The 22,472-nt window shown below is 71.7% G+C and carries 14 protein-coding genes and 3 rRNA genes; 2 read left to right on the top strand and 15 right to left on the bottom strand.

Features of this window, described 5'->3' with window-relative positions; genetic code table 11:
- The first annotated feature begins 113 nt into the window (after window positions 1-113).
- The gene (locus J0910_RS22315) at window positions 114-1,562 is read left to right on the top strand and encodes a serine/threonine-protein kinase (protein WP_420160492.1); all 1,449 of its coding nucleotides are present in this window, start codon (window positions 114-116) and stop codon (window positions 1,560-1,562) included.
- A gap of 238 nt (window positions 1,563-1,800) precedes the next feature.
- On the opposite strand, the gene J0910_RS22320 is transcribed toward J0910_RS22315, so the two are convergent.
- Window positions 1,801-2,601, bottom strand: coding sequence for a tetratricopeptide repeat protein (locus J0910_RS22320; protein WP_420160493.1), 801 nt, complete (start codon window positions 2,599-2,601; stop codon window positions 1,801-1,803).
- A 132-nt stretch (window positions 2,602-2,733) separates the two neighbouring features.
- Here J0910_RS22320 and J0910_RS22325 point away from each other — a divergent pair, with 132 nt between their 5' ends.
- Window positions 2,734-3,120, top strand: a complete 387-nt coding sequence (locus tag J0910_RS22325; RefSeq protein ID WP_420160494.1) for a hypothetical protein — start codon at window positions 2,734-2,736, stop codon at window positions 3,118-3,120.
- A 600-nt stretch (window positions 3,121-3,720) separates the two neighbouring features.
- On the opposite strand, the gene rrf is transcribed toward J0910_RS22325, so the two are convergent.
- The 14 genes from rrf to argH form a co-directional block, all read right to left on the bottom strand.
- Window positions 3,721-3,838: ribosomal RNA gene (rrf, locus tag J0910_RS22330) — 5S ribosomal RNA — on the bottom strand.
- Between the two features lie 98 nt (window positions 3,839-3,936).
- Window positions 3,937-7,023, bottom strand: a 23S ribosomal RNA gene (locus J0910_RS22335).
- 337 nt (window positions 7,024-7,360) lie between these two features.
- A 16S ribosomal RNA gene (locus J0910_RS22340) occupies window positions 7,361-8,892 on the bottom strand.
- Together the 16S, 23S and 5S rRNA genes form the textbook arrangement of a ribosomal RNA operon.
- Window positions 8,893-9,685: 793 nt before the next feature.
- A complete protein-coding gene (gene tyrS / locus J0910_RS22345) occupies window positions 9,686-10,984 on the bottom strand; it encodes a tyrosine--tRNA ligase (RefSeq protein ID WP_420160495.1) in 1,299 nt (432 codons plus the stop codon).
- Between the two features lie 793 nt (window positions 10,985-11,777).
- Window positions 11,778-12,992, bottom strand: a complete 1,215-nt coding sequence (gene lhgO / locus J0910_RS22350; protein WP_420160496.1) for an L-2-hydroxyglutarate oxidase — start codon at window positions 12,990-12,992, stop codon at window positions 11,778-11,780.
- A 36-nt stretch (window positions 12,993-13,028) separates the two neighbouring features.
- Window positions 13,029-13,166, bottom strand: a complete 138-nt coding sequence (locus J0910_RS22355) for a hypothetical protein (protein WP_420160497.1) — start codon at window positions 13,164-13,166, stop codon at window positions 13,029-13,031.
- A gap of 231 nt (window positions 13,167-13,397) precedes the next feature.
- Window positions 13,398-13,763 carry a DUF742 domain-containing protein gene (locus J0910_RS22360; protein ID WP_420160498.1) on the bottom strand — a complete coding sequence of 122 codons (366 nt, stop codon included), beginning with the start codon at window positions 13,761-13,763 and terminating at the stop codon, window positions 13,398-13,400.
- Window positions 13,764-13,813: 50 nt separating this feature from the next.
- The gene (locus J0910_RS22365) at window positions 13,814-15,844 is read right to left on the bottom strand and encodes a sensor histidine kinase (protein ID WP_420160499.1); all 2,031 of its coding nucleotides are present in this window, start codon (window positions 15,842-15,844) and stop codon (window positions 13,814-13,816) included.
- Between the two features lie 183 nt (window positions 15,845-16,027).
- On the bottom strand, window positions 16,028-16,777 hold the full coding sequence (locus J0910_RS22370) for a sirohydrochlorin chelatase (protein ID WP_420162058.1): 750 nt from the start codon (window positions 16,775-16,777) through the stop codon (window positions 16,028-16,030).
- Window positions 16,778-17,105: 328 nt separating this feature from the next.
- Window positions 17,106-17,708, bottom strand: coding sequence for a GTP-binding protein (locus J0910_RS22375; RefSeq protein ID WP_420160500.1), 603 nt, complete (start codon window positions 17,706-17,708; stop codon window positions 17,106-17,108).
- Window positions 17,689-18,060 carry a DUF742 domain-containing protein gene (locus tag J0910_RS22380; RefSeq protein WP_420160501.1) on the bottom strand — a complete coding sequence of 124 codons (372 nt, stop codon included), beginning with the start codon at window positions 18,058-18,060 and terminating at the stop codon, window positions 17,689-17,691. The genes J0910_RS22375 and J0910_RS22380 overlap by 20 nt, the downstream gene beginning before the upstream one ends.
- A complete protein-coding gene (locus J0910_RS22385) occupies window positions 18,057-18,500 on the bottom strand; it encodes a roadblock/LC7 domain-containing protein (RefSeq protein ID WP_420160502.1) in 444 nt (147 codons plus the stop codon). Before J0910_RS22385 ends, J0910_RS22380 begins: the two co-directional genes overlap by 4 nt.
- A complete protein-coding gene (locus J0910_RS22390; protein WP_420160503.1) occupies window positions 18,501-20,672 on the bottom strand; it encodes a sensor histidine kinase in 2,172 nt (723 codons plus the stop codon).
- A 299-nt stretch (window positions 20,673-20,971) separates the two neighbouring features.
- Window positions 20,972-22,399 (bottom strand): argininosuccinate lyase, encoded by a 1,428-nt coding sequence (gene argH / locus J0910_RS22395; RefSeq protein WP_420160504.1) that lies wholly within the window; start codon window positions 22,397-22,399, stop codon window positions 20,972-20,974.
- Window positions 22,400-22,472 lie beyond the last annotated feature (73 nt).

Raw genomic sequence — 22,472 nt, forward strand, 5'->3', positions numbered from 1 at the left:
GCAGAGATCCCGGCACGACGCCCGCAGAGCCCCGCCGGAGCAGGACTCCGGCGGCCCCGGTCCGGTTCGCCGACCGCCTCGCGCTCACCGGCCCCCTGACTACAGTCATGCCCATGGGACCCTCTCCGCTGTTCTACATCCTCCTCACGGCTCTGGCCCTCCTCCTGCTCGCCGGCTCGGGAGCGGCGGTCCTCCTCCTGCGGCGGTCCCGCCGCACGGCGCCTCCCTCCCCCCGGACGGCCGCACCGGAGGCCCCGCCTCCGGGGCTCGGCCCCGCCGACCCCGCGCAGGTCGGCCCCTACCGGCTCCACGCGCGCCTGGGCGGCGGCGGGATGGGCCAGGTGTTCCTGGGGCGCTCCCCCGGCGGGCACACCGTCGCGGTCAAGGTCGTCCGGCCCGACCTGGCCCAGGACCCCGACTTCCGGCGCCGGTTCGCCGCCGAGGCGGCCGCCGCCCGCAAGGTGGGCGGGTTCTACACCGCCCAGGTCATCGACGCCGACACCGACGCGACCCCTCCCTGGCTGGCCACCGCCTACATCCCCGGGCCCACCCTGCACCGCGCCGTCGCCGAGCACGGCCCGCTCCCACCGGAGTCGGTGGCCGTGCTCGGCGCAGGCCTCGCCGAAGGCCTCGCGGCCGTGCACGCGGCGGGCCTGGTGCACCGCGATCTCAAACCCGCCAACGTCCTGCTCACCTCCGAAGGCCCCCGCCTGATCGACTTCGGCATCGCCCGGGCCCTGGACTCCGCCTCCCACACCCACGGCTCCACCGTGATGGGCACCGCGGCGTTCATGTCCCCCGAACAGGCCCGCGCGCAGAAGGTCGGCCCGGCCTCGGACGTGTTCTCCCTCGGGTGCGTGCTCGCCTTCGCCGCCACCGGCCGCAGCCCGTTCGGAGACGGGCCCGCACCCGCACTCCTGTACAGAGTGGTACAGGAGGAACCCGACCTGACCGGCCTGGCCGGCCCCCTCCGCGACCTGGTGGCCGCCTGCCTGGCCAAGGACCCCGCCGACCGCCCCGCCCCAGAGCGGATCGTGGCCGAGTGCGGCACGGGAGCCCCGACCGCCCCGAGCCGCCCGGAGGGGACGTGGCTGCCCGACGATCTCACCGAGGTCGTCGCCCTGCGCGAGACCCGCTTCCTCGCACCGGACACGCGGCCGGCGGCCCCCGCCACGCGGACCACCGGGGACCGGCCCGTGCAGGCGCCCGCGAAGAAGCCGGCCAAACGGAGGAGGGGGATGACCGCATTCGCCTTCCTGGCCCTCGCCCTCCTGCTGTCCGCCGTCCTGCCCCAGCTCACCACCTGGGTGGAGCGAGCACGGTACGCCGATCTCGACACAGGGGACTGCGCGGTCGTCGACGACGGCTCCCCGGCCGAGGTCCCCTGCTCCTCCGCCGACGCGGAGTACCGGGTCAACCTGACCGTCTCCGGCTGGTCGGACTCGGCCTCCCGCCCCGACCACCCGAACGAGAGCTGCGCGGAATCGGAGAACTCCGACGGGTGGGTCCGCGCGGTCGAGGCTCCGAACCACAACGCCTGCCTGGAACCACTGGCCGAGTAAGGGCCGGCGGAACCCCATCGAACCCGATTCCCCGCCGACCGGGGAGACCGCCCTGTCTCCCCGGGGCGGGCCCAGGCCCCTCCCCCATCAGGACTCGGCCCCGGGAAGCCCCGGCGAGTACCGCGCGCGGGAGGCGGCCGAGAGAAGACCCGGCAGGCCCTCCTCCGGCGAAAGAGACGAAAAGAGCGGGCGCCCCACACTCGGGGACACCCGCTCTTTCGGCTGCGCGGAAGCGGTACTACTCCTCCTCAGACCTCTCCTCGGCCCTCTCCCGGGGCCGCTCCTCGGACCGGATGTCGGCCTCGGGGGTCTCAGGGGCCTCGTCGTCCTCCGACTCGGCGAAGTCCTCCGCGTCCTCGGCGTCCGCCCACACCAGGCCGTCGTCGACCGCGACCAGCTCGACGCCCTCGATCTCGGCGAGGCGCTCGTCCGCGTCGGTCACGCCCTCCTGGTCCACCGCGGAGGCGCGAGCGAAGTACTCCCGCGCGTCGCTCTCGCGCCCCAGCTCCTGGAGCACGTCCGCGTAGGCGTAGAACAGCCGGGCCACCCACGGCCGGGCGCGGCGCTCCTTGAGCTCCGGCACCTGCAGCTCGACCAGGGCCGCCTCGATCTCGCCCATGTCGCGCCGGGCGCCCGACGCGACGATGCGCAGCTCGATGCGGTCCTCGACCTCCAGCTTCTCCGCCTCGGGAGCGCGGGTGAGCTCCAGGGCCCGCTCCGGCCGGCCCAGCCCCCGCTCCGCGTCGGCCATGATCGCCAGGAACGCGTTGCGGCCGGTCATCCGGCGCGCGGCGCGCAGGTCGGAGAGGGCCTCCTGCCACTTGCCGACGTTGTAGGCGGCGACCCCGGCGGCCTCGCGCACGGCGGCGACCCGGGACGCCCGACGGCGCGCGTAGGCGGCGTGCTCGTAGGCCTTCTCCGGGTCCTCCTCCAGCAGGCGGCCGGCCATCACCATGTGCCGGCCGACCACCTCCGCCAGCGAGCGGGGCAGCGTCGCCAGCTCCTGGCGGACCTCGCCGTCGAGCTCCCGGTCGGTCACGTCCTCCGGCAGGCGCGGAGCGATGTCCTTGGGGTCCCGCTCCCGGTCCGAGCGCTGCGGCCGGTCGCCGCGCCGGTCGAACCCGCGGCCACCGCCGCGGCGGTCGTCCCGGCGGTCGTCGCGGCGCCCGCCGTGGCCCTCGAAGCGCCGCCCGCCCCTGCGATCGTCACGGCGGTCACCACCTCGGCGGTCGTCCCGGCGGTCATCCCGGCGGTCGTCACGGCGCGGTTCACCGCGGTCGCCACGCCCTTCGAAGCGCCCCTCGCGGCGCTCGCCCGAGCGCTCATCGCCGTCCCGGCCGCCGCGTCCACCGCGGTCGTCCCGCTTCTCAAAGCGTCGGCCGCCGCGGTCATCGCGCCCGCCGAACCTGCGCTCCCCTCGTCCGCTTCCGCCGCGACCGGCCGCACCACGACCAGAGCCGCCGCGGAATCCGCGTTCGCCCTGGCCCCGTCCCCGGCCGCCGGATCCCTCCGAACGTCCTCCACGGTCCTCGGGCCCGGAGCCGCCCCGGCCCCCTGATCGGGTGTCGTCAGTCATGCGTCCGTCCGTAAGCACTCAAAAGCGCCGCCACGAGCCGCGGCAGCGCACAAGGATTCCCAGAACTCCCACTTTACGTCATCAGCCCTGCGTCCACGCCCGTTTCGTCCCCGCACGGAGCGCCACGGACGCCTTCACCGGCAGGGTTCCGAGCACCTTCCCCCCGGAAACGCCTCTCTGGAGCGCCTCCCGCCTCCCCGGGGGATCTTCGTCACCCGGAGCGGAGACGGGAAGCCGGTGCTGAGCGGGTGCGGAGGAGCGGTTCCCGAGCGGAGGCCGCCCCTTCGGAGCATGCCCTCTCTCCTCCCCTCCCCCGATCGCCGGCCCCACCTCTGCGACGGACAGGACCGGGGGCGAGCGCGAGACTTCCTGGAACCCTCTCTCCCAGTCTCTTCCCGCCTCCTCGGATCCAACGCCCTGAAAAGGCGGAGAACCGCCGGCTCAGGCGGCCGCCCTGACCTCGAAAACCGCCTGGCCCACTCCGCATGGGGCTTTTTCGAAGGATTTCACATGTTCACAAGGCGGTGCGAAAAAAGGGCCCCCCAGCACCCCGAAAGGCACCAGGAGACCCCCGAAAAAGAAATGCGGCGGCGACCTACTCTCCCACCCCCACCATGGAGGCAGTACCATCGGCGCAGGGAGACTTAACGACCGGGTTCGAAAAGAGACCGGGTGTGACCCTCCCGCCATGACCACCGCAAACCCAACAGACCCGCGGACCCCCCACCCGCCGGCACCCCCAACACGGGGCCCCGGCGGCGGGGGGAAAAACAGTGTGCGCGAACACCCAGCATCTGCGGCGGACAAGCCCTCGGCCTATTAGTACCGGTCAGCTCCACGCCTCACGACGCTTCCACACCCGGCCTATCAACCCGGTCGTCTACCGGGAGCCTTACCCCCTCGAAGGGGCAGGAGACCTCATCTCGAAGCAGGCTTCCCACTTAGATGCTTTCAGCGGTTATCCCTCCCGAACGTAGCCAACCAGCCATGCTCCTGGCGGAACAACTGGCACACCAGAGGTTCGTCCGTCCCGGTCCTCTCGTACTAGGGACAGCCCTTCACAAGTCTCCAACGCGCGCAGCGGATAGGGACCGAACTGTCTCACGACGTTCTAAACCCAGCTCGCGTGCCGCTTTAATGGGCGAACAGCCCAACCCTTGGGACCAACTCCAGCCCCAGGATGCGACGAGCCGACATCGAGGTGCCAAACCATCCCGTCGATACGGACTCTTGGGGAAGATCAGCCTGTTATCCCCGGGGTACCTTTTAGCCGTTGAGCGACACCGCTTCCACACGCCGGTGCCGGATCACTAGTCCCTGCTTTCGCACCTGCTCGACACGTCCGTCTCACAGTCAAGCTCCCTTGTGCACTTACACTCAACACCTGATTGCCAACCAGGCCGAGGGAACCTTTGGGCGCCTCCGTTACCCTTTGGGAGGCAACCGCCCCAGTTAAACTACCCACCAGACACTGTCCCCGAACCGGATCACGGCCCAAGGTTAGATGCCCGAAACAGCCAGAGTGGTATTTCACCAACGCCTCCACCGCCACTAGCGTGACGGCTTCACCGGCTCCCACCTATCCTACACAAACCATCCCAAACACCAATGTCAAGCTATAGTGAAGGTCCCGGGGTCTTTCCGTCCTGCTGCGCGAAACGAGCATCTTTACTCGTAGTGCAATTTCACCGGGCCCATGGTTGAGACAGCGGGGAAGTCGTTACGCCATTCGTGCAGGTCGGAACTTACCCGACAAGGAATTTCGCTACCTTAGGATGGTTATAGTTACCACCGCCGTTTACCGGCGCTTAGATTCCCAGCCTCGACCCCGAAAGATCTAACCGGTCCTCTTAACGTTCCGGCACCGGGCAGGCGTCAGTCCGTATACAGCGTCTTACGACTTCGCACGGACCTGTGTTTTTAATAAACAGTCGCTTCCCCCTGGTATCTGCGACCCCACCCAGCTCAGAAAGCAAAGTTCCATCACCGGACAGGGCTCCCCTTCTCCCAAAGTTACGGGGACAATTTGCCGAGTTCCTTAACCATGGTTCACCCGAACGCCTCGGTATACTCTACCTGACCACCTGCGTCGGTTTCGGGTACTGGCCGCCCGCGAACTCGCTAGAGGCTTTTCTCGACAGCACGGGATCACTCACTTCACTGAAAACAGCTCGGCATCACGCCTCACCCTATGAGGGGCACGGATTTACCTGCACCCCGGGCTACACGCTTACCCCCGGACAACCACCGCCGGGTAGAGCTACCCCACTGCGTCACCCCATCACTTACCTACTACCCCATCGGGTCCCACGCCTCCACACACCGGCACCCGAAGGCACCGACGAGCTTCGGTGGTGGTTAGCATCAAAGGACTCGGTATCGGACGCGCACGGACGGGTACGGGAATATCAACCCGTTGTCCATCGACTACGCCTGTCGGCCTCGCCTTAGGTCCAGACTCACCCTGGGCGGATTAACCTGCCCCAGGAACCCTTAGTCAATCGGCGGCAACGTTTCTCACGTTGCTCTCGCTACTCATGCCTGCATTCTCACTCGCACGCCCTCCACGACACGGTCACCCGGCCGCTTCACCGAACGCACGACGCTCCCCTACCAACCCGCACAAACGTGCAGGCTCCACGGCTTCGGCGGTGTGCTTAAGCCCCGCTACATTATCGGCGCAGAATCACTTGACCAGTGAGCTATTACGCACTCTTTAAAGGATGGCTGCTTCTAAGCCAACCTCCTGGTTGTCTCAGCAACTCCACAACCTTTCCCACTTAGCACACGCTTAGGGGCCTTAGCCGATGATCTGGGTTGTTTCCCTCTCGACCACGAAGATTATCCCCCGCAGTCTCACTGCCGCGCTTGAACCTGACCGGCATTCGGAGTTTATCTGACGTCAGTAACCTTGTCGGGCCCATCAGCCAAACAGTAGCTCTACCTCCAGCAGGCAACACGCGACGCTGCACCTAAATGCATTTCGGGGAGAACCAGCTATCACGGAGTTTGATTGGCCTTTCACCCCTACCCACAGCTCATCCCCCAGGTTTTCAACCCTGGTGGGTTCGGGCCTCCACGACCTCTTACAGCCGCTTCACCCTGGCCATGGGTAGATCACCCCGCTTCGGGTCTGCAGCATGCGACTCAAACGCCCTATTCAGACTCGCTTTCGCTACGGCTACCCCACCCGGGTTAACCTCGCCACACACCACAACTCGCAGGCTCATTCTTCAAAAGGCACGCCATCACCCGGCTTGGGGCTCTGACGGCTTGACAGCACACGGTTTCAGGAACTATTTCACGACCCCTCACCGGGGCACTTTTCACCTTTCCCTCACGGTACTAGTGCACTATCGGTCACCAGGACGTATTTTGGCTTAGCAGGTGGTCCTGCCAGATTCACACGGAATTTCACGGGCTCCGCGCTACTCGGGAGCATGCCAACGCCCAGGCTCTTCCTTCACCTACGGGACTCTCACCCACTACGGCTCCGCTTCCCAACGGATTCGGCTAAAAGAACCATCAGCGCACCCGGCCGGCAGACCGGGAACAGGCACATCCCACAACCCCGCGAACGCAACGACCGCCGTCTATCACACGCCCGCGGTTTAGCCACATCCCCTTTCGCTCACCACTACTCAGGGAATCACTGTTGTTTACTCTTCCTGCGGGTACTGAGATGTTTCACTTCCCCGCGTCACCACCAACCGCCCTATACATTCAGGCGGCGGCAACCCGACACGACTCGGGCTAGGTTTCCCCATTCGGACACCCGCGGATCACAGCTCGGTTGACAGCTCCCCGCGGCCTATCGCGGCCTCCCACGTCCTTCATCGGCGCCTGGTGCCAAGGCATCCACCGTATGCCACATTCACTTGGCCACCACAGATACAAGATGCTCGCGCACACTATCCACGAATCAAAACACCAGCCACGAACCCGCCTAGAACACGACCCGCAGAAAAACCCCCGCGGACCGGTCTTCGACCGGGGTGGCACCCGGAAACACCCACCCACACCCACCCGAAGGCGGAGGTGAGGGTTGCTCCCTCAGACACCCAACAGCGCGCCCCCGGGCTCTTCCAGAGACCCAGGGGAAGTCCAAACTCCACATGCCATCCCGGAAAACCAGGTGAAGGAAACCCCCCACCGGCACCGGGTCCACTTTCGAGTCCGCCGGCCAAACTTGGAAAACAGCCGGCTGCAAAAGACTCCTTAGAAAGGAGGTGATCCAGCCGCACCTTCCGGTACGGCTACCTTGTTACGACTTCGTCCCAATCGCCAGCCCCACCTTCACCCGCTCCCTCCCGAAGGTTGGGCCACAGGTTTCGGGTGTTGCCGACTTTCATGACGTGACGGGCGGTGTGTACAAGGCCCGGGAACGTATTCACCGCGGCATTGCTGATCCGCGATTACTAGCGACTCCACCTTCATGGGGTCGAGTTGCAGACCCCAATCCGAACTGAGACCGGCTTTTAGGGATTCGCTCCGCCTCACGGCATCGCACGCCCACTGTACCGGCCATTGTAGCATGTTTGCAGCCCAAGACATAAGGGGCATGATGACTTGACGTCATCCCCACCTTCCTCCGAGTTGACCCCGGCAGTCTCCCATGAGTCCCCACCATCACGTGCTGGCAACATGGAACAAGGGTTGCGCTCGTTGCGGGACTTAACCCAACATCTCACGACACGAGCTGACGACAGCCATGCACCACCTGTCACCGATCCCCGAAGGACCCACTGTCTCCAGTGGTTTACCGGTGATGTCAAACCTTGGTAAGGTTCTTCGCGTTGCGTCGAATTAAGCAACATGCTCCGCCGCTTGTGCGGGCCCCCGTCAATTCCTTTGAGTTTTAGCCTTGCGGCCGTACTCCCCAGGCGGGGCGCTTAATGCGTTAGCTGCGGCACGGGAACCGTGGAAAGCCCCCACACCTAGCGCCCAACGTTTACGGCGTGGACTACCAGGGTATCTAATCCTGTTCGCTCCCCACGCTTTCGCTCCTCAGCGTCAGGTAAGGCCCAGAGACCCGCCTTCGCCACCGGTGTTCCTCCTGATATCTGCGCATTTCACCGCTACACCAGGAATTCCAGTCTCCCCTACCTACCTCTAGCATGCCCGTATCCACTGCAAAACCGGGGTTAAGCCCCGGCCTTTCACAGCAGACGCGACACGCCGCCTACGAGCTCTTTACGCCCAATAATTCCGGACAACGCTCGGACCCTACGTATTACCGCGGCTGCTGGCACGTAGTTAGCCGGTCCTTATTCCCCACCTACCGTCAACCCCGGGAGAACCCGGGGCCTGCGTGAGTGGTAAAAGAGGTTTACAACCCGAAGGCCGTCATCCCCCACGCGGCGTCGCTGCGTCAGGCTTCCGCCCATTGCGCAAGATTCCCCACTGCTGCCTCCCGCAGGAGTCTGGGCCGTGTCTCAGTCCCAGTGTGGCCGGTCGCCCTCTCAGGCCGGCTACCCGTAATCGCCTTGGTAGGCCGTTACCCCACCAACAAGCTGATAGGCCGCGAGCCCATCCCCGACCGACAAGACTTTCCACCCGAACCCATGAGGGTGCGGGTCGTATCCGGTATTAGACGGCGTTTCCACCGCTTATCCCGGAGTCGGGGGCAGGTTGCTCACGTGTTACTCACCCGTTCGCCGCTCGTGTACCCCCGAAGGGGCCTTACCGCTCGACTTGCATGTGTTAAGCACGCCGCCAGCGTTCGTCCTGAGCCAGGATCAAACTCTCCATCAAGGTCTAACCCACCCTCCGGTTGCCCGGGGGTGAAACCTGGAAGAGAAACCCTGACCGAACCCGGGTGGCGGAAAAACCACCCGATATCCAATCAAAGGAACCCTACGAACACCACCGAAGTGTGTTCGACGGGGCCAAAACAAACATGGCACATAAAGTATTGAACACGCGCTGTTGAGTTCTCAAGAAACAACCGCTCATCCCGTACAAGCCTGCCTGCCGGGAACCCCGGCCGACCGCTCTTCCGCTAGAGGCGGCGCTTTCCGCTTTGTTTCTCCTAAGTTACCACGCTTTTCTCGGAGGCGCCTAATCGGCTTTTCCGAAGAAATCCGCGGTAAGTCGCCCTCACATGATTCCGGGCGGTCGGAGAACCGCTGGAACAGACTAACAGTGCGGAGAGAGTGCTCCGACCGTTCGGTCTTGGATGGGATGCGGTCCGGTTCCGGCCCCGGAGGGCCGCCGTCCCGCAGCGACTCGTCGACTATAGATGCCGCGCCGAAGGTCGTCAAACCGCCCTCCGGAGAGTCTCCCGGGGGGAGGGGCTTCGGCTCGCGAGCCGGGTCCTCGGGCTCCCCGGAGTTGGGGGCGGGGGCACCGGTCTCGCGGTAGGTCGTATGTGGTTGCAGCGGATTACCTCCCCGGCGACCCCGAGGGCTAAACACCCCTCCGGCCGCTTTTTCCCGGGTTCGTCCGCGGTGCTCCCAGGTGCCCCCGGTCCGGTGGCCCCGAACGGCGGCGGCCCCGGTGCCCGCGGGAGTACCGCGGGCACCGGGGCCGTTCGGACGGCTCGGGATCAGCCGGCGACGACGACGCCGCCGACGTTCCGCTTGCCCCGGCGCACCACCAGGAAGCGGCCGTGCAGCAGGTCGGCCCCGGTCGCCTTCGCCTCCAGGTCGGTGACCTTGGTGTTGTTCAGGTAGGCGCCGCCGTCCTGGACCGCGCGGCGCGCGGCGGACTTGCTCGGCACCAGTCCCGTCTCGGCGAGCAGATCGACCACCGGGATCCCGTCGCCCAGGCCGGGCAGCTCGGTCCGGGGCACCTCGGCGAGCGCCGCGTCGAGCGTGGCGGCGTCCAGGGCGTCCAGGTCGGCCTGGCCGAACAGGGCGCGGCTCGCGTCGATGACCTTGCGGCACTCCTCCTCGCCGTGGACCAGGGTGGTGAGCTCCTCGGCCAGGGCGCGCTGGGCGGCGCGCGCGGCGGGGCGCTCCTCGGTCAGCCGGGCCAGTTCGTCGATCTCCTCGCGACCGCGGAAGCTGAACACCTTGAGGTAGCGGACGACGTCCCGGTCATCGGTGTTGAACCAGAACTGGTAGAAGGCGTACGGCGTGGTGAACTCGGGGTCCAGCCAGACCGCGCCGCTCTCCGTCTTGCCGAACTTGGTGCCGTCGCTCTTGGTCAGCAGGTTGGTGGTGAGCGCGTGCGCGGGGCCGTGCGGGGCGTTGGCGTCCATCCGGCGGATGAGCTCCAGCCCCGCGGTGATGTTGCCCCACTGGTCGCTGCCGCCGGTCTGCAGGGTGCAGCCGTGGTCCCGGTAGAGGCGGACGTAGTCGTAGGACTGCAGCAGCACGTAGCTGAACTCGGTGTAGCTCATGCCCTCGCCGTCGAGGCGGCTGCGGACCGTCTCGCGCTGGAGCATCTGGTTCAGGCTGAAGTGCTTGCCCACGTCCCGGAACATCTCGATGGCCGACATCGACCGGAGCCAGTCGGCGTTGTTCGCCAGGATCGCGTCCGTGGGGGCCGGGGCCTCCCCCTCCGGGGTGAAGCGGAGGAAGGGGGAGAGCTGCCGGCCGAGCCGGCCGACCCACTCCGCGACGGTGTCCACGGAGTTGAGGCTCCGCTCCGAATTGGGCTTGGGGTCGCCGATGAGGCCGGTTCCGCCGCCCACCAGGGCGATGGGGCGGTGCCCCGCCCGCTGGAAGCGCGCCAGCGTCAGGATCTGGGTGAGGTGTCCGACGTGCAGGCTTCCCGCGGTGGGGTCGAAGCCGCAATAGAGGGTGACCGGGCCATCGGCGAGCGCCTTGCGAAGTTCGTCAAGGTCGGTGGTCTGCGCGAGGAGGCCGCGCCATTCGAGTTCGTCGATGATGTCGGTCACTGTTGTTCTTCCGTCGTGTCTCGTCGGTCGGCGGCCGGTTCGGGCCGCCGGATCACACCTGGTGCCGTCTACGCTATCCGCTGCTCAGGAGAGCTTCGCAACCGGTTTCCCGGGGCGCGGGGGCGGTGGGGGCCGGCGCCGGGCCCGTCCCCGTTTTTCGGCGGGGTTGAGGGCCCGGTTTTCGGACTCCGCTAATCGGTTCGATCGAGCGGATTCCTCTGTCCCATAAGGATTCTCGTGATCCGTCCACCGGGACGGCCGGCGCGCCGTAACCCGGTGCCGCTCCCTGCCGCGAAGCGGCGGTATACCGCTTTTCCCGGACATGACCAGGGCGATCACCGAATGGAGCGGAGTGTCCGGCCCGGTTCCCGCCGCCGGTCCGCCGCGGCGGCCGCCGCGGCGCGAAAACCCCTGTGACCGGCGTCACACCTCACAGGGCACTCATACGGTCCGTAGTCGGTGATCATGGTCCCTGGCTCCCGGGCGATCACCGTCCGAAAGACCCCCGGGGCCGCCCGTGTCCGGCTCCGGTTCCCCCTATCGCTGCCGACGCGCGGCGGTCCCGGGCCTGTCCGTCCTGCTCAGCCGGGCCGAACGGATACGGAGCGAGCGGTCGGGGGGCCGCCCTCCGAGGAGCACCGCCCCCCTGCCGCCCCGGCCCGCCGCCCAACCGGCCCTGCCCCCGCCGGTCCGATGCCGGTCACGCACGGCCTGACTCTGCGCATCCACCGGGCGGCGGCCGGGGCCGGCGGGGCCGACCGGTCCGCCCGCGCCCGGCGGAGAGGCGCGGCGCTCAGCGGGCGGCGAGCACCTTCTCCCCCAGGTACTCCGCGATGGCCAGGGAAGAGGTGGCCGCCGGGGACGGGGCGTTGCGCACGCAGACGAACCTGCCGTGCACGTCGATGGCGAAGTCGTCGAGGAGCGAGCCGTCCCGGGCCAGCGCCTGGGCCCGGATGCCGGCGGGGGCGGGGCGCAGGTCGGCCGCGGTGATGCCGGGGACCAGCCGGGAGGCCTCCCGGGCGAAGACCGCGGCCGAGGCGGACACGGCGATCTCCCGGGCGCCGACCGTCCAGTGCGCGCGGGCCAGCCGCCAGAAACCGGGCCAGGACAGGGTCTCGGCCAGGTCCCGGCGGGCGATGTCGCGGAGCCGGTAGCCCTCGCGGGCGGCGGCCAGGATCGCGTTGGGGCCGGCCATGACCTCGCCGTGCACGTGCCGGGTGAGGTGCACCCCGAGGAAGGGGTAGCGGGGGTCCGGCACCGGATAGACCAGGCCGCGGACCAGGTCCCGGCGCTCGGGGACGAGCTCGTGGTAGAGGCCGCGGAACGGCACGATCCGGGGGTCGGCCCCCGCCCCTGCCATCCTGGCCAGCCGGTCGGCCTGGAGTCCGGCGCAGACCACGACGGTGTCGAAGCGGTGCCGGGTCCGCTCCCCCGCCGGGTCCCCGGTGAGCACCTCGGCGCCGCCGGCGCCCTGGCGGAGCGCGATCACCGGGGCTCCGAGCCGGACCCGCCCGCCGGAGCGGCGCACGTCGTCGGCGAGCGACTCGGCGACCGCGATGAAGTCGGTGATGGCGGTGTGCGGGGAGTGCAGCGCCTCGACGCCCTCGGCGTGCGGCTCGATCTCGCGGAGCCCTTCGGGGCCGAGCCTGCGCACCCCGGGGACGCCGTTCTCCCGCGCGGTCCGCTCGATGCGGTCCAGGCGCTCGGCGTCGTCGGCGTCCCGGGCCACCAGGACCTTGCCGACCTCCTGGTAGGGCAGGTCGCGCTCGGCGCAGTACGCGCGGAGCAGGAGCGTGCCGCGGCGGCAGAGCGTCGCCTTGAGCGACCCCGGCCGGTAGTACAGGCCGGCGTGGACCACGCCGCTGTTCCGGCCGGTCTGGTGCGCGGCGACCCGGTCCTCCTTCTCCAGCACGGTGACCCGCGCTCCGGGCCGCTCCCGGGTGATCCACCGCGCCAGGGCCAGCCCGACGATTCCGCCGCCGATGATGCCGATGTGCTCGCTGCTCACGGCGGACCACGCTAGCAAGGGGCGGTTCCGCCGGGTTCAGCGCCCACCGAGGTAGGCGTCGGCGGGGACGCCGACGGTGTGCCCGGAGGCGAAGCGGATCTGGACGCCGTCCCCGCTCCGCTCCGTCCCGGTGATGCGCGGCGGGTCGGGAGGGAGGAGCGCGGGGGCGCGCACCGGGTGGAAGCGCGCGTCCGCGTCGCGGCCCAGGCGCAGCTCGTACCGGGTTCCGCCGAGCGTCAGGCTCCGGAGCAGGCCCTCCCGCTCCCGGCGGACGGCCTCGGTGCGCAGCGGGACGTCGGCCGCCGCCTAGGGCCGGAGGGGCCGGCGGGGAGGAAGCCCGTCCGGGCCGATGTGAAGGGGCGGGGCCCGCCGGCGGATCGGCCGGGTGCGGGCCGCCGCCCGGTCTCACAGGGAGCGCAGCCCTTCCAGCACCCGGGTGAGGATGTCGGTTCCGCGCTCGGGGCGCGGCGGGCCGCACGGGCGCTCCAGGAGCAGGCGGCCCTCGGCGATGAGCTCGCCGGCCAGGTGGCGGAGCAGATTGAGCGGCATGCCCAGTTCGGCGGCGAGGTCGGCGACCCGGCGCGGCGCCGTGCAGGCCCGCAGGATCGCCGCGACCTCGGGGGCGGGCTCCCGGTCGGCGTCGCCGGGGTCGGCGGCGCGCACCGCGGCCAGGACGTCGGGGACCCCGCCGCGCCGGGGCCGCCCGGCGGCGGCCGACGGGCTGCCCGCGCGCAGGGCGAACGGGCGGACCAGCGGCCCGGCGTCGACCATTCCGTCCGCGCCCCTTCTGCCCCCTCTGCCCTCTCTGCCTCCTCTGCCGGTCATCCCCGGTCACCGCCCTCGGCCGGGCCGCCCGCGGCGACCGCCGCGGGCGGGGCGGGCCTCCCGTCGGCCTGGGCCTCCAGCAGCCCCGCCGGGATCAGCGCGGTGGCCCGGGTGCCGCCGTAGGGCGAGGGGCTGAGCCGGACCGCGATGCCGTGCCGGGCGGCGAGCCGGGCGACCACGAACAGGCCCAGCCGCGGCTCGTCGAGCAGCGCCATCACGTCGAACTCCGGCGCCTCGGCCAGGGTCCGCTCGGCCTCGGCGTGGCCCTCGGCGGTCATGCCCAGGCCGCGGTCCTCCACGTCGACCGCGAGGCCTCCGGAGACCGCGCCGCAGTGCACGTCCACCGGGGTGCCGGCCGGGGAGAACTGCGCGGCGTTCTCCACCAGCTCGGCGAGGAGGTGCACGACGTCGGCGACGGCCGCGCCGCGCAGCAGCGCATCGGGGGCGGAGGTGAGCCGGACCCGCTCGTAGTCCTCGGTCTCGGAGATGGCCGCGCGCAGCACGTCCACCATGGGCATGGGGTCGCGCCAGCGGCGGGCGCCCTGCGCTCCGCCGAGGATGATCAGGTTGTCGGCGTAGCGGCGGGCCCGGGTGGCCAGGTGGTCCAGGCGGAAGAGCTTCTTCAGGGTCTCCGGGTCGTCCTCGGCGTACTCGATCTCGTCGAGCAGCCGCAGCTGCCGCTGGACGATGGCCTGGTTGCGGTAGGCGATGCCGAGGAAGGCCCGGTTCGCGCCCTCCCGGATCTCGGCCTGCTTGACCGCGGCGCCCACCGCGGTGCGCTGGGCGGTGTCGAAGGCGTCGGCGACCTCGCCGATCTCGTCCTCGCCGTGGTCCAGCCGGGGCAGCTCGGCGCCGACGTCGACCTTGCGGCCGCTCTGCGCGCGCTCGACCAGCTCGGGCAGGCGGGTGTCGGAGAGGGCCAGGGTCTCGGCGCGCAGCCGGCGCAGCCGCCCGGTGAGCCGGCGGGCGGAGCGGACCGCGACCACGATCGCGGCGGTCCCGGCGGCCAGGGTGAGCAGGGCGCCGCCCGCGCTCAGCCCGATCAGCCGCAGCGCGCTGTTCCACGCGGCGGCGTAGGCGTGCTCGAGCTGGGACTCGGTGAGCGCGTCGAAGGCGGCTCCGGCGGCTCCGGCGGCCCGCTCCCACTCCCCGGCCCCGACGCCGACCTCGTCGTTCCAGTCGGCGGGGCCGCCGGGGAAGTCGGGTTCGGTGACGGGCGGCCGGGTGACGACGCTCCGGCTGAGCCGCTCGGTGCGCGCCCAGTCCCGCCCCGCGATCATCTCCTCGTAGCCGGCGCGGACCTCTCCGCGCAGGTCCGGGGCGAGGCGCTGCAGGGTGTCCCGGTAGGAGGCGGTGAGGTAGGTGAAGTGCGAGGTGTCCTGGTAGTCCATGGCGCCGGCGGCGATGGCCCCGGCGAGCAGCGCCTCGGCCCGGGAGTACTCCTCGCGGGCGTCCTCCAGGTCCCGGGCCGGGCCGGCCTCCGCGGCGTCGGCGGCGGCGCGCAGCAGGGCGGAGCGGAGCACCTGCACGTCGGTGAGGATCTCGGAGTAGCCGTCCAGCACCTCGGCGCGGTCGCCGTCGCCGCCGTCCGCCTCGGCGCGCAGCCGGTCCAGGGTGCGCGGCGCACCGCCGTCCTCCCCGGCGAGGCCCGCGGCGGCCCGCCGGGTCTCCCGGTCCGGGTCGCCGGTGAGCGCGGCGGCGGCGCCGGCCGCGGCGCGCAGTGAGGCGTCGGTGGCCGCGCGCTGCTCGGCGAAGCGCTCGCCGGCGCGCTCGCCGCCGGGGTCGCCGAGCAGGATCTGGCCCAGCCTGCGCTCCTCGCGCAGGTCGTCGCCGAGGGCGTCGAAGGCGGCGGTCCCGGACCGCCCCTGCTGGACGGCGCGGGCGGTCTCCACAGCCTGGATCGCCCCCGCCGCCGTCATGACGGTCCACAGGACCAGGAAGCTGACACCGGGGATGAGAACCATCCGGGTGAGCTGCCCGCGGATCGTCTTCGGACGCGCGGGCGCACTGCTCGACGTCGCGGCCATCGGCTCCCCCTCATCCAGTGGCACGCCGTAGAGGGGTCCGAGGCTACCGGAAGACCGCTGCGCTCAGTGTCGGAACCGTCACATCCCGTGCTGTGCGGGGGGAGCGGAGGCGACGGCGCCCCTGGGCGGACCGTGCGGGGGCGGTCCGCTCAGGGGCGCGTCGGCCGGTCTCCGGTGGACCGGTCAGCTCTCCGGGCGGTGCCGGGAGCCCACCGGGGCGGGCAGGTCGTCGGCGCTGGGCGGGGTCTCCACGCCCAGGGCGTTGAGGATCTCCGCGTAGCGCAGCGCGGCGATCTTCGCCAGGGTGCCGCCGGCGCCCAGCGGGGCGCTGGCCCGAGCGGAGTGCCGCTCGGCGAGCTCCTCCAGGCGCCCCTCGGGGAGCTCCGGTCCGACCACGCACGGCGCGATCACCGGACGGGCGCAGCCGGCGTCGCGGAGCTGGGCGACGGCCGCGGTGAGCGCGGCGTCGTCGTCGAGGTCGGCGGGGAGCACGGTGATGCCCAGCCGCGCGGCGAGCAGCACCGCGGTGACGCCGGCGGCCGCGGCGGCCTCGGCGCCGCCCGAGGAGCCGACGATGACCCCGTCGGCCATGCTGGTGCTCGGGGCGACCACGCTGATCAGCCGCATCCGGTCGGCGCGGACGAAGCCGGCCTCGGCCAGCCGCAGGTGGAGCACCTCGGCGAGCATCGGGTGCGGGCCGAGCCCTTCGGTGACCCGGACGTCGGCGCCGGAGGAGGCGACGGCCTCCTCGATCGCCCGGGCGGTGGCCGCGTGCGGACCGGTCACCAGCGGGACGACGACGCCCGCCAGGGCCCGCCCCTCCGCGGCCTCCAGGCCGTCCAGGGCCGCGGCCAGGCCGCCGTCGCCCTCGGCCCCGGCGAGGCCGTAGCGGATGCCCACCTCGGGGCGGTAGGAGCGGAGCAGGCCGACCATCTGGCCGCCGATCTCCTCGGCGGCGCCGCTCCGGCCTCCGGGAACGGCGAGGACCAGCTCGGGGGTGCCGATCCAGCTGTCGAAGGAGAGGGGGTTGCGGTGCCGTCCGGAGCGCCGGCGCGGAAGGTCGCGAGGGGGGAGTCGGTCCGGATTATGCGTACTGTCAGGATTCACGTGCAAAATGCTAACGACTCGTGTGCGATGATCTTGCTCTCGAACGGATTCCGATTTCCGAACGAACACGCGGGGGGCGCGCCGCCGCCGGGGAATCCGTCCGGCAGACCACTGGCATGCGGGGGGCTGGCCGCCGCACGGGCCATGCTACCGGTCACCCGCTCATCGCCGGGCTGCGTCGCCGGATCACGTGCTCGACCAGTGCCACCAGCACCTCTTTGCCGGACTCCCGCAGCCGGGCGTCGCCCGGCACCACCGGCACGTCCGGACCCAGGTCGACGGCTTCGCGCACCTCGTCGGCGGAGTACCGGGACGCCCCGTCGAAGCGGTTGACCGCCAGCGCGAACGGGATCCGGCGCCGCTCGAAGAAGTCCACCGCGGGGAAGCAGCTGTCCAGTCGGCGGGTATCGGCGACCACCACCGCGCCCAGCGCCCCCTCGGCCAGCTCGTCCCAGAGGAACCAGAACCGGTCCTGGCCGGGGGTGCCGAAGAGGTAGAGCACGACCTCGTCGGCGATGGTGATCCGGCCGAAGTCCAGCGCCACGGTGGTGGTGCTCTTGTCCTCCACCCCGGCCGTGTCGTCCACGCCCGCACCGGCCTCGGTCATCACCTCCTCGGTGCTGAGCGGGGTGATCTCGCTGACCGAGCCGACCAGCGTGGTCTTGCCCGCCCCGAAGCCGCCCGCCACGAGGATCTTCAGCGCGACGGGGATGTCGGGGCGTTCGCGGGTGTCCGGTTCAGAGCCGTCTGATGCCATCGAGGACCGCCTGGAGTAGGTTGCTTTCGGGTAGGTCGGCCGCGGGCAGCGGGGCGCGGGCGGCCACGTCGCCTCCGGCGATGAGGTCGCCCACGAGCACCTTGACCACGGTGATGGGGAGGTCCAGCCGGGCGGCGAGCTCGGCCACCGAGACCGGCCTCCGGCAGATGCGCAGGATCCGGGCGTGCTCGGGCTGCCGCACCGCGCCGCCGGCGCGGTCCCGGACCGCCACCACGACGCTGATCATGTCCAGCCCCGCACCGGGGCCGGGGCGGGTGCGCCCGCGCGTCACCGCGTACGGGCGCACCAGCGGGCCGGCCGGATCGGTCCGGATCCCCGCACCGCCCCTCATGAGCCCCCGCCGACCGGGAGCGTCTCCGCCTCGGCCCGGGGGAAGCGCGGCGCGGAGGTGAGGAACCGGCCGACCCGGCGGACCCGCATGTTCATCTCGTAGGCGACCAGGCCGACGTCGGCGTCGCCCGCGGCGAGCACGGCCAGGCAGGCCCCCTCCCCCGCCGCGGTGACGAACAGGAACGCCTGCTCCATCTCCACCACGGTCTGGCGCACCGCCCCGCCGCCGAACTGGCGCCCGGTGCCCCGGGCCAGGCTCTGGAAGGCGGAGGCGACCGCCGCCAGGTGCTCGGCGTCCTCGGTGCCCAGCCCGCGCGAGCGCCCGATGAGCAGGCCGTCGGAGGAGAGCACGATCGCGTGCTCGGCCCCCACGGCCCGGTCGGTGAGGTCGTCCAGGAGCCAGTTGAGGTCCCCCGCCGCTTCGCTGCCGTCGTACACCATCTATTCGCTGCCCTCTCCCGTGTGCTCTCCCACCGGCACCGGTTCCCCCTCCGGGGGCCCGCCCCCGGCCCGGCGCCCGCGCCTGGTCCCGCTCTGGAACGCGCTCATCACCTGCCGGCTCTGCTCCGGCGTGGGCGGTTCCGCGCCGCCGCCCTCCCCAGCGGCGGGCTCGGTGCGCAGCCGGGGGTCCAGCCCCGCCTGCCGCCGGCGCTTGGGCAGCGCCGGGCGCCCCGCCCCGCCCTCCTCCGCGGCCCGCTGCGGCCGGGGCGGCTCCCCCGCCCGGGCGCGGGCCCGCGGCGCCGGGGCCGCGGGCGGCTCCTCCCTGGGCCGCTCGGGCGCGGGCGGGGCGGGCTCGTTCCGGGCGATCAGCGCCGCGGGGAGCAGGACCACCGCGCGCGTCCCGCCGTAGGGCGAGGGGCGGAGCTGGACGCGCACCCCGTGCCGGGCGGCCAGCCGCGCGACCACGAACAGGCCGAGCCTCAGGTCCTGGTCGAACGCCATCACGTCGAACTCCGGGGCCTCGCGCAGCGTCGCGTTGGCCCGGTCCAGGGCGCCCGCGGACATGCCCAGGCCGCGGTCCTCCACCTCGACCGCGACGCCCTTGGGGACCGCCTCGCTGCGGACCTGCACCGCGGTGTGCGGAGGGGAGAAGGCGGTGGCGTTCTCCACCAGCTCGGCGAGGAGGTGGATGACGTCGGCGACGACGGCGCCGGAGAGCGCGAGGTCGGGGACGGCGCACACCTCGATCCGGGCGTACTCCTCGGTCTCGGAGATGGCCCCGCGCACCACGTCGACCAGCGGGATGGGGTCGTGCCAGCGGCGGCCGGGCTGCCCGCCGGCCAGGATGACCAGGTTCTCCGCGTTGCGCCGCCCCCGGGTGGCGAGGTGGTCCAGCTTGAAGAGCCCGTCGAGGAGGTCGGGGTCCTCCTCCTCCCGCTCCAGCCGGTCCAGCAGCCGCAGCTGGCGCTGGACCAGGGACTGGTTGCGGTGGGCGATGCCGAGGAAGACCCGGTTCACCCCGGCGCGCATGTCGGCCTGGCGGACGGCGGCGCGCACCGCGGTGCGCTGGGCGGTGTTGAACGCGTCGGCGACCTGGCCGACCTCGTCGCCGCCGTGGTCCAGCGGGCGGACCGCGGTGTCCGGGTCGACCTGCTCGCCGCGCTCCAGCCGCTCGACCACCCGGGGCAGGCCGGTGCGGGCCAGCTCCAGGGTCTCGGCGCGCAGCCGGGCCAGCCGGGCGGTGAGCCGGCCCGCCGAGCGGGACGCGGCGCCGTAGGCCAGGGCTCCGGCGAACAGCGAGAGCGCGGCGCCCCCGACGGCCAGCCAGGCCATCCGGACGGCGGCGGTGCGGGCCAGCGAGGCGGCCTCGTCGGCCCGGATGGTGCTCAGCTCGGCCAGGTCCGCGCCGACCCGGTCGGCGCTGTCCCGCCAGTCCTCGACCGAGGGGTTCTCCGAGCGGTTCCAGGCGGCGGAGCCGGTGAGCTCGGCGTGCGTGCGGGCGGCCCGGCCGGTGAGCACCTGGGCGGCCTCGTCCAGCCGGAGGCGGGCGGCGGCGATCAGCGCGGCCGGGCGGGTCCGGGCGCCGGGGTCGGCGGAGAGCCTGGCGTCGGCCTCGGCGAACAGCTCCTGGGCGCGCATCAGGGCGACCGCGTCGGAGCCGGCCGCGGCGGCGGGGCCGTGGTGCAGGGTGCGGGTCAGCGCGTCGTAGGCCCCGATGCCCTGCCGGACCACCGCGCCGTAGCCGTCGAAGACCGCGCCCAGGTCGGTGTCGCCCGCGGCGATCCGGGCGCGCAGGCCGTCCAGGCGGCCCAGTTCGGTGCGGAAGGCCGAGGCGGCCGGCCCGGAGGTGCGCAGCCGGCCGCCGGCCTCCTCCAGGGAGGCGACGGCGGCGTCGGTCCTCTCGGCCTGGGTGCGCAGCCCGCTCAGCGCCCCGTCGGAGGGGTCGGCGATCTGCTCGGCGGCCAGCCGGCGCTCGGTCTGCAGCTCGGTCAGCGCCTGGACCAGGTAGACCCCTTCGCGCCCGCCGCGGTAGTCGAGGTAGCGGGAGGCCGCCTGGGTGAGGGTGACGGCGGCGAGCATGGCGAACAGCGCCAGGAACGTGGCGCCGGGGATCAGCACGATCCGGTTGAGCTGCGCCCTGATCCCCCGCCGGGCTCCGTCCGGCTCCCTCATCGGCCTCCCCTCCCCCGCGGGCCGGCCAGCGGCCCGTTCTGACCCTGAGTGCAGGGACCGCGACCCGCAGTGCCCGCGAATTCTGGACGCTACCGCATCAGGAGGGGGGCGGAGGGGGTTTTCCGAGTGTTGGCCGCCGGTGCGGCCGCGTGCGCCGCCCGGGGGCGGAGCGGCTGGTGGGCCCGGTCGGAGCGGCGCCGAGGCGGAGGCGCGGAAGGGCCCCGGCGGGACGGTGCGGACCGGGTGGTCCGTGCCGTCCCGCCGGGGCCCTCGGCGCGCTCGCAGAGCCCTCCCGGGCGCTACCGCGGGGCGGCCTCGGCGAAGTCCTTCCGGTACCCGGCGGCCAGGGCCCGGACCCGGGCCAGCTGCTCGCCGACGCGGGCCGGCGCGGTGCCGCCCTTGGCGGAGCGGGAGGCCATCGAGCCCTCCACGGTGAGCACCTCGCGCACCTGCGGGGTGAGGTGCCCGGAGACGGCCGCGAGGTCGGCGTCGGAGAGGTCCGGCAGGTCGATGCCGCGCTCCTCGCAGACCCGGACGCAGGCGCCGGCGATCTCGTGCGCCTCGCGGAACGGCACCCGCTGCCGGACCAGCCACTCGGCGATGTCGGTGGCCAGCGAGAAGCCCTGCGGGGCCAGTTCGGCCATCCGCTCGCCGTTGAACCGCAGGGTGGCGACCATGCCGGTGAACGCGGGCAGCAGCAGGCGCAGGGTGTCCACCGCGTCGAACACCGGCTCCTTGTCCTCCTGGAGGTCCCGGTTGTAGGCCAGCGGCAGCCCCTTGAGCGTGGTGAGCAGCCCGGCCAGGTCGCCGATGAGCCGGCCGGACTTGCCCCGGGCCAGCTCGGCGATGTCGGGGTTCTTCTTCTGCGGCATGATCGACGACCCGGTGGAGTAGGCGTCGTCCAGGGTGGCGAAGGAGAACTCCTTGGTGGCCCAGAGGATGATCTCCTCGGAGATCCGGGAGAGGTCCACCCCGGTCATCGCGGCGGCGAAGCCGAACTCGGCGACCACGTCGCGGGCGGCGGTGCCGTCGATGGAGTTCTCCGCGGAGGCCGGGAAGCCGAGTTCGGCGGCGACCGCCTCGGGGTCCAGGCCGAGGGAGGAGCCGGCCAGCGCGCCGGACCCGTAGGGCGACACCGCGGCGCGCCGGTCCCAGTCGCGCAGCCGCTCCACGTCGCGCAGCAGCGGCCAGGCGTGCGCGAGCAGGTGGTGGGCGAGGAGCACCGGCTGGGCGTGCTGCAGGTGGGTGCGGCCGGGCATGGCCACCGCGGCGTTGGCCTCGGCCTGGTCGGCGAGTGCGGAGACCAGGTCGAGCAGCTCGCCGGCGATGCCGCGGGCCTCCTCGCGCAGGTACATCCGGACCAGGGTGGCGATCTGGTCGTTGCGGGAGCGGCCGGCGCGCAGCCGCCCGCCCAGCTCGGGGCCGACGCGCTCGATGAAGCCGCGCTCCAGCGCGGTGTGCACGTCCTCGTCCTCCAGGACGGGGGTGAAGTCGCCGGAGGCGACGTCGGCCTCCAGCCGGTCCAGGCCCGCGAGCATGGCCTCCAGCTCGTCGGCGGTGAGCAGCCCGGCGGAGCGCAGCACCCGGGCGTGCGCCCTGGAGCCGGCGATGTCGTGCCGGGCGAGCCGCCAGTCGAAGTGGGTGCTCAGGGAGAGCGCGGCGAGCGCGTCGGAGGGTCCGCCGGCGAAGCGGCCTCCCCAAAGCCGGGTCACCTCTGGGTTGCTCACGGTCGGGGTTCCTTTGCTGTCGTGTGCCGTCGTGTTCGGGGGGTTCCGGTCGCGGCGGCCGCTCCGACGCCGC

This window comes from Nocardiopsis oceanisediminis (assembly GCF_048595525.1).
GTDB classification, from domain to species: domain Bacteria; phylum Actinomycetota; class Actinomycetes; order Streptosporangiales; family Streptosporangiaceae; genus Nocardiopsis_A; species Nocardiopsis_A oceanisediminis.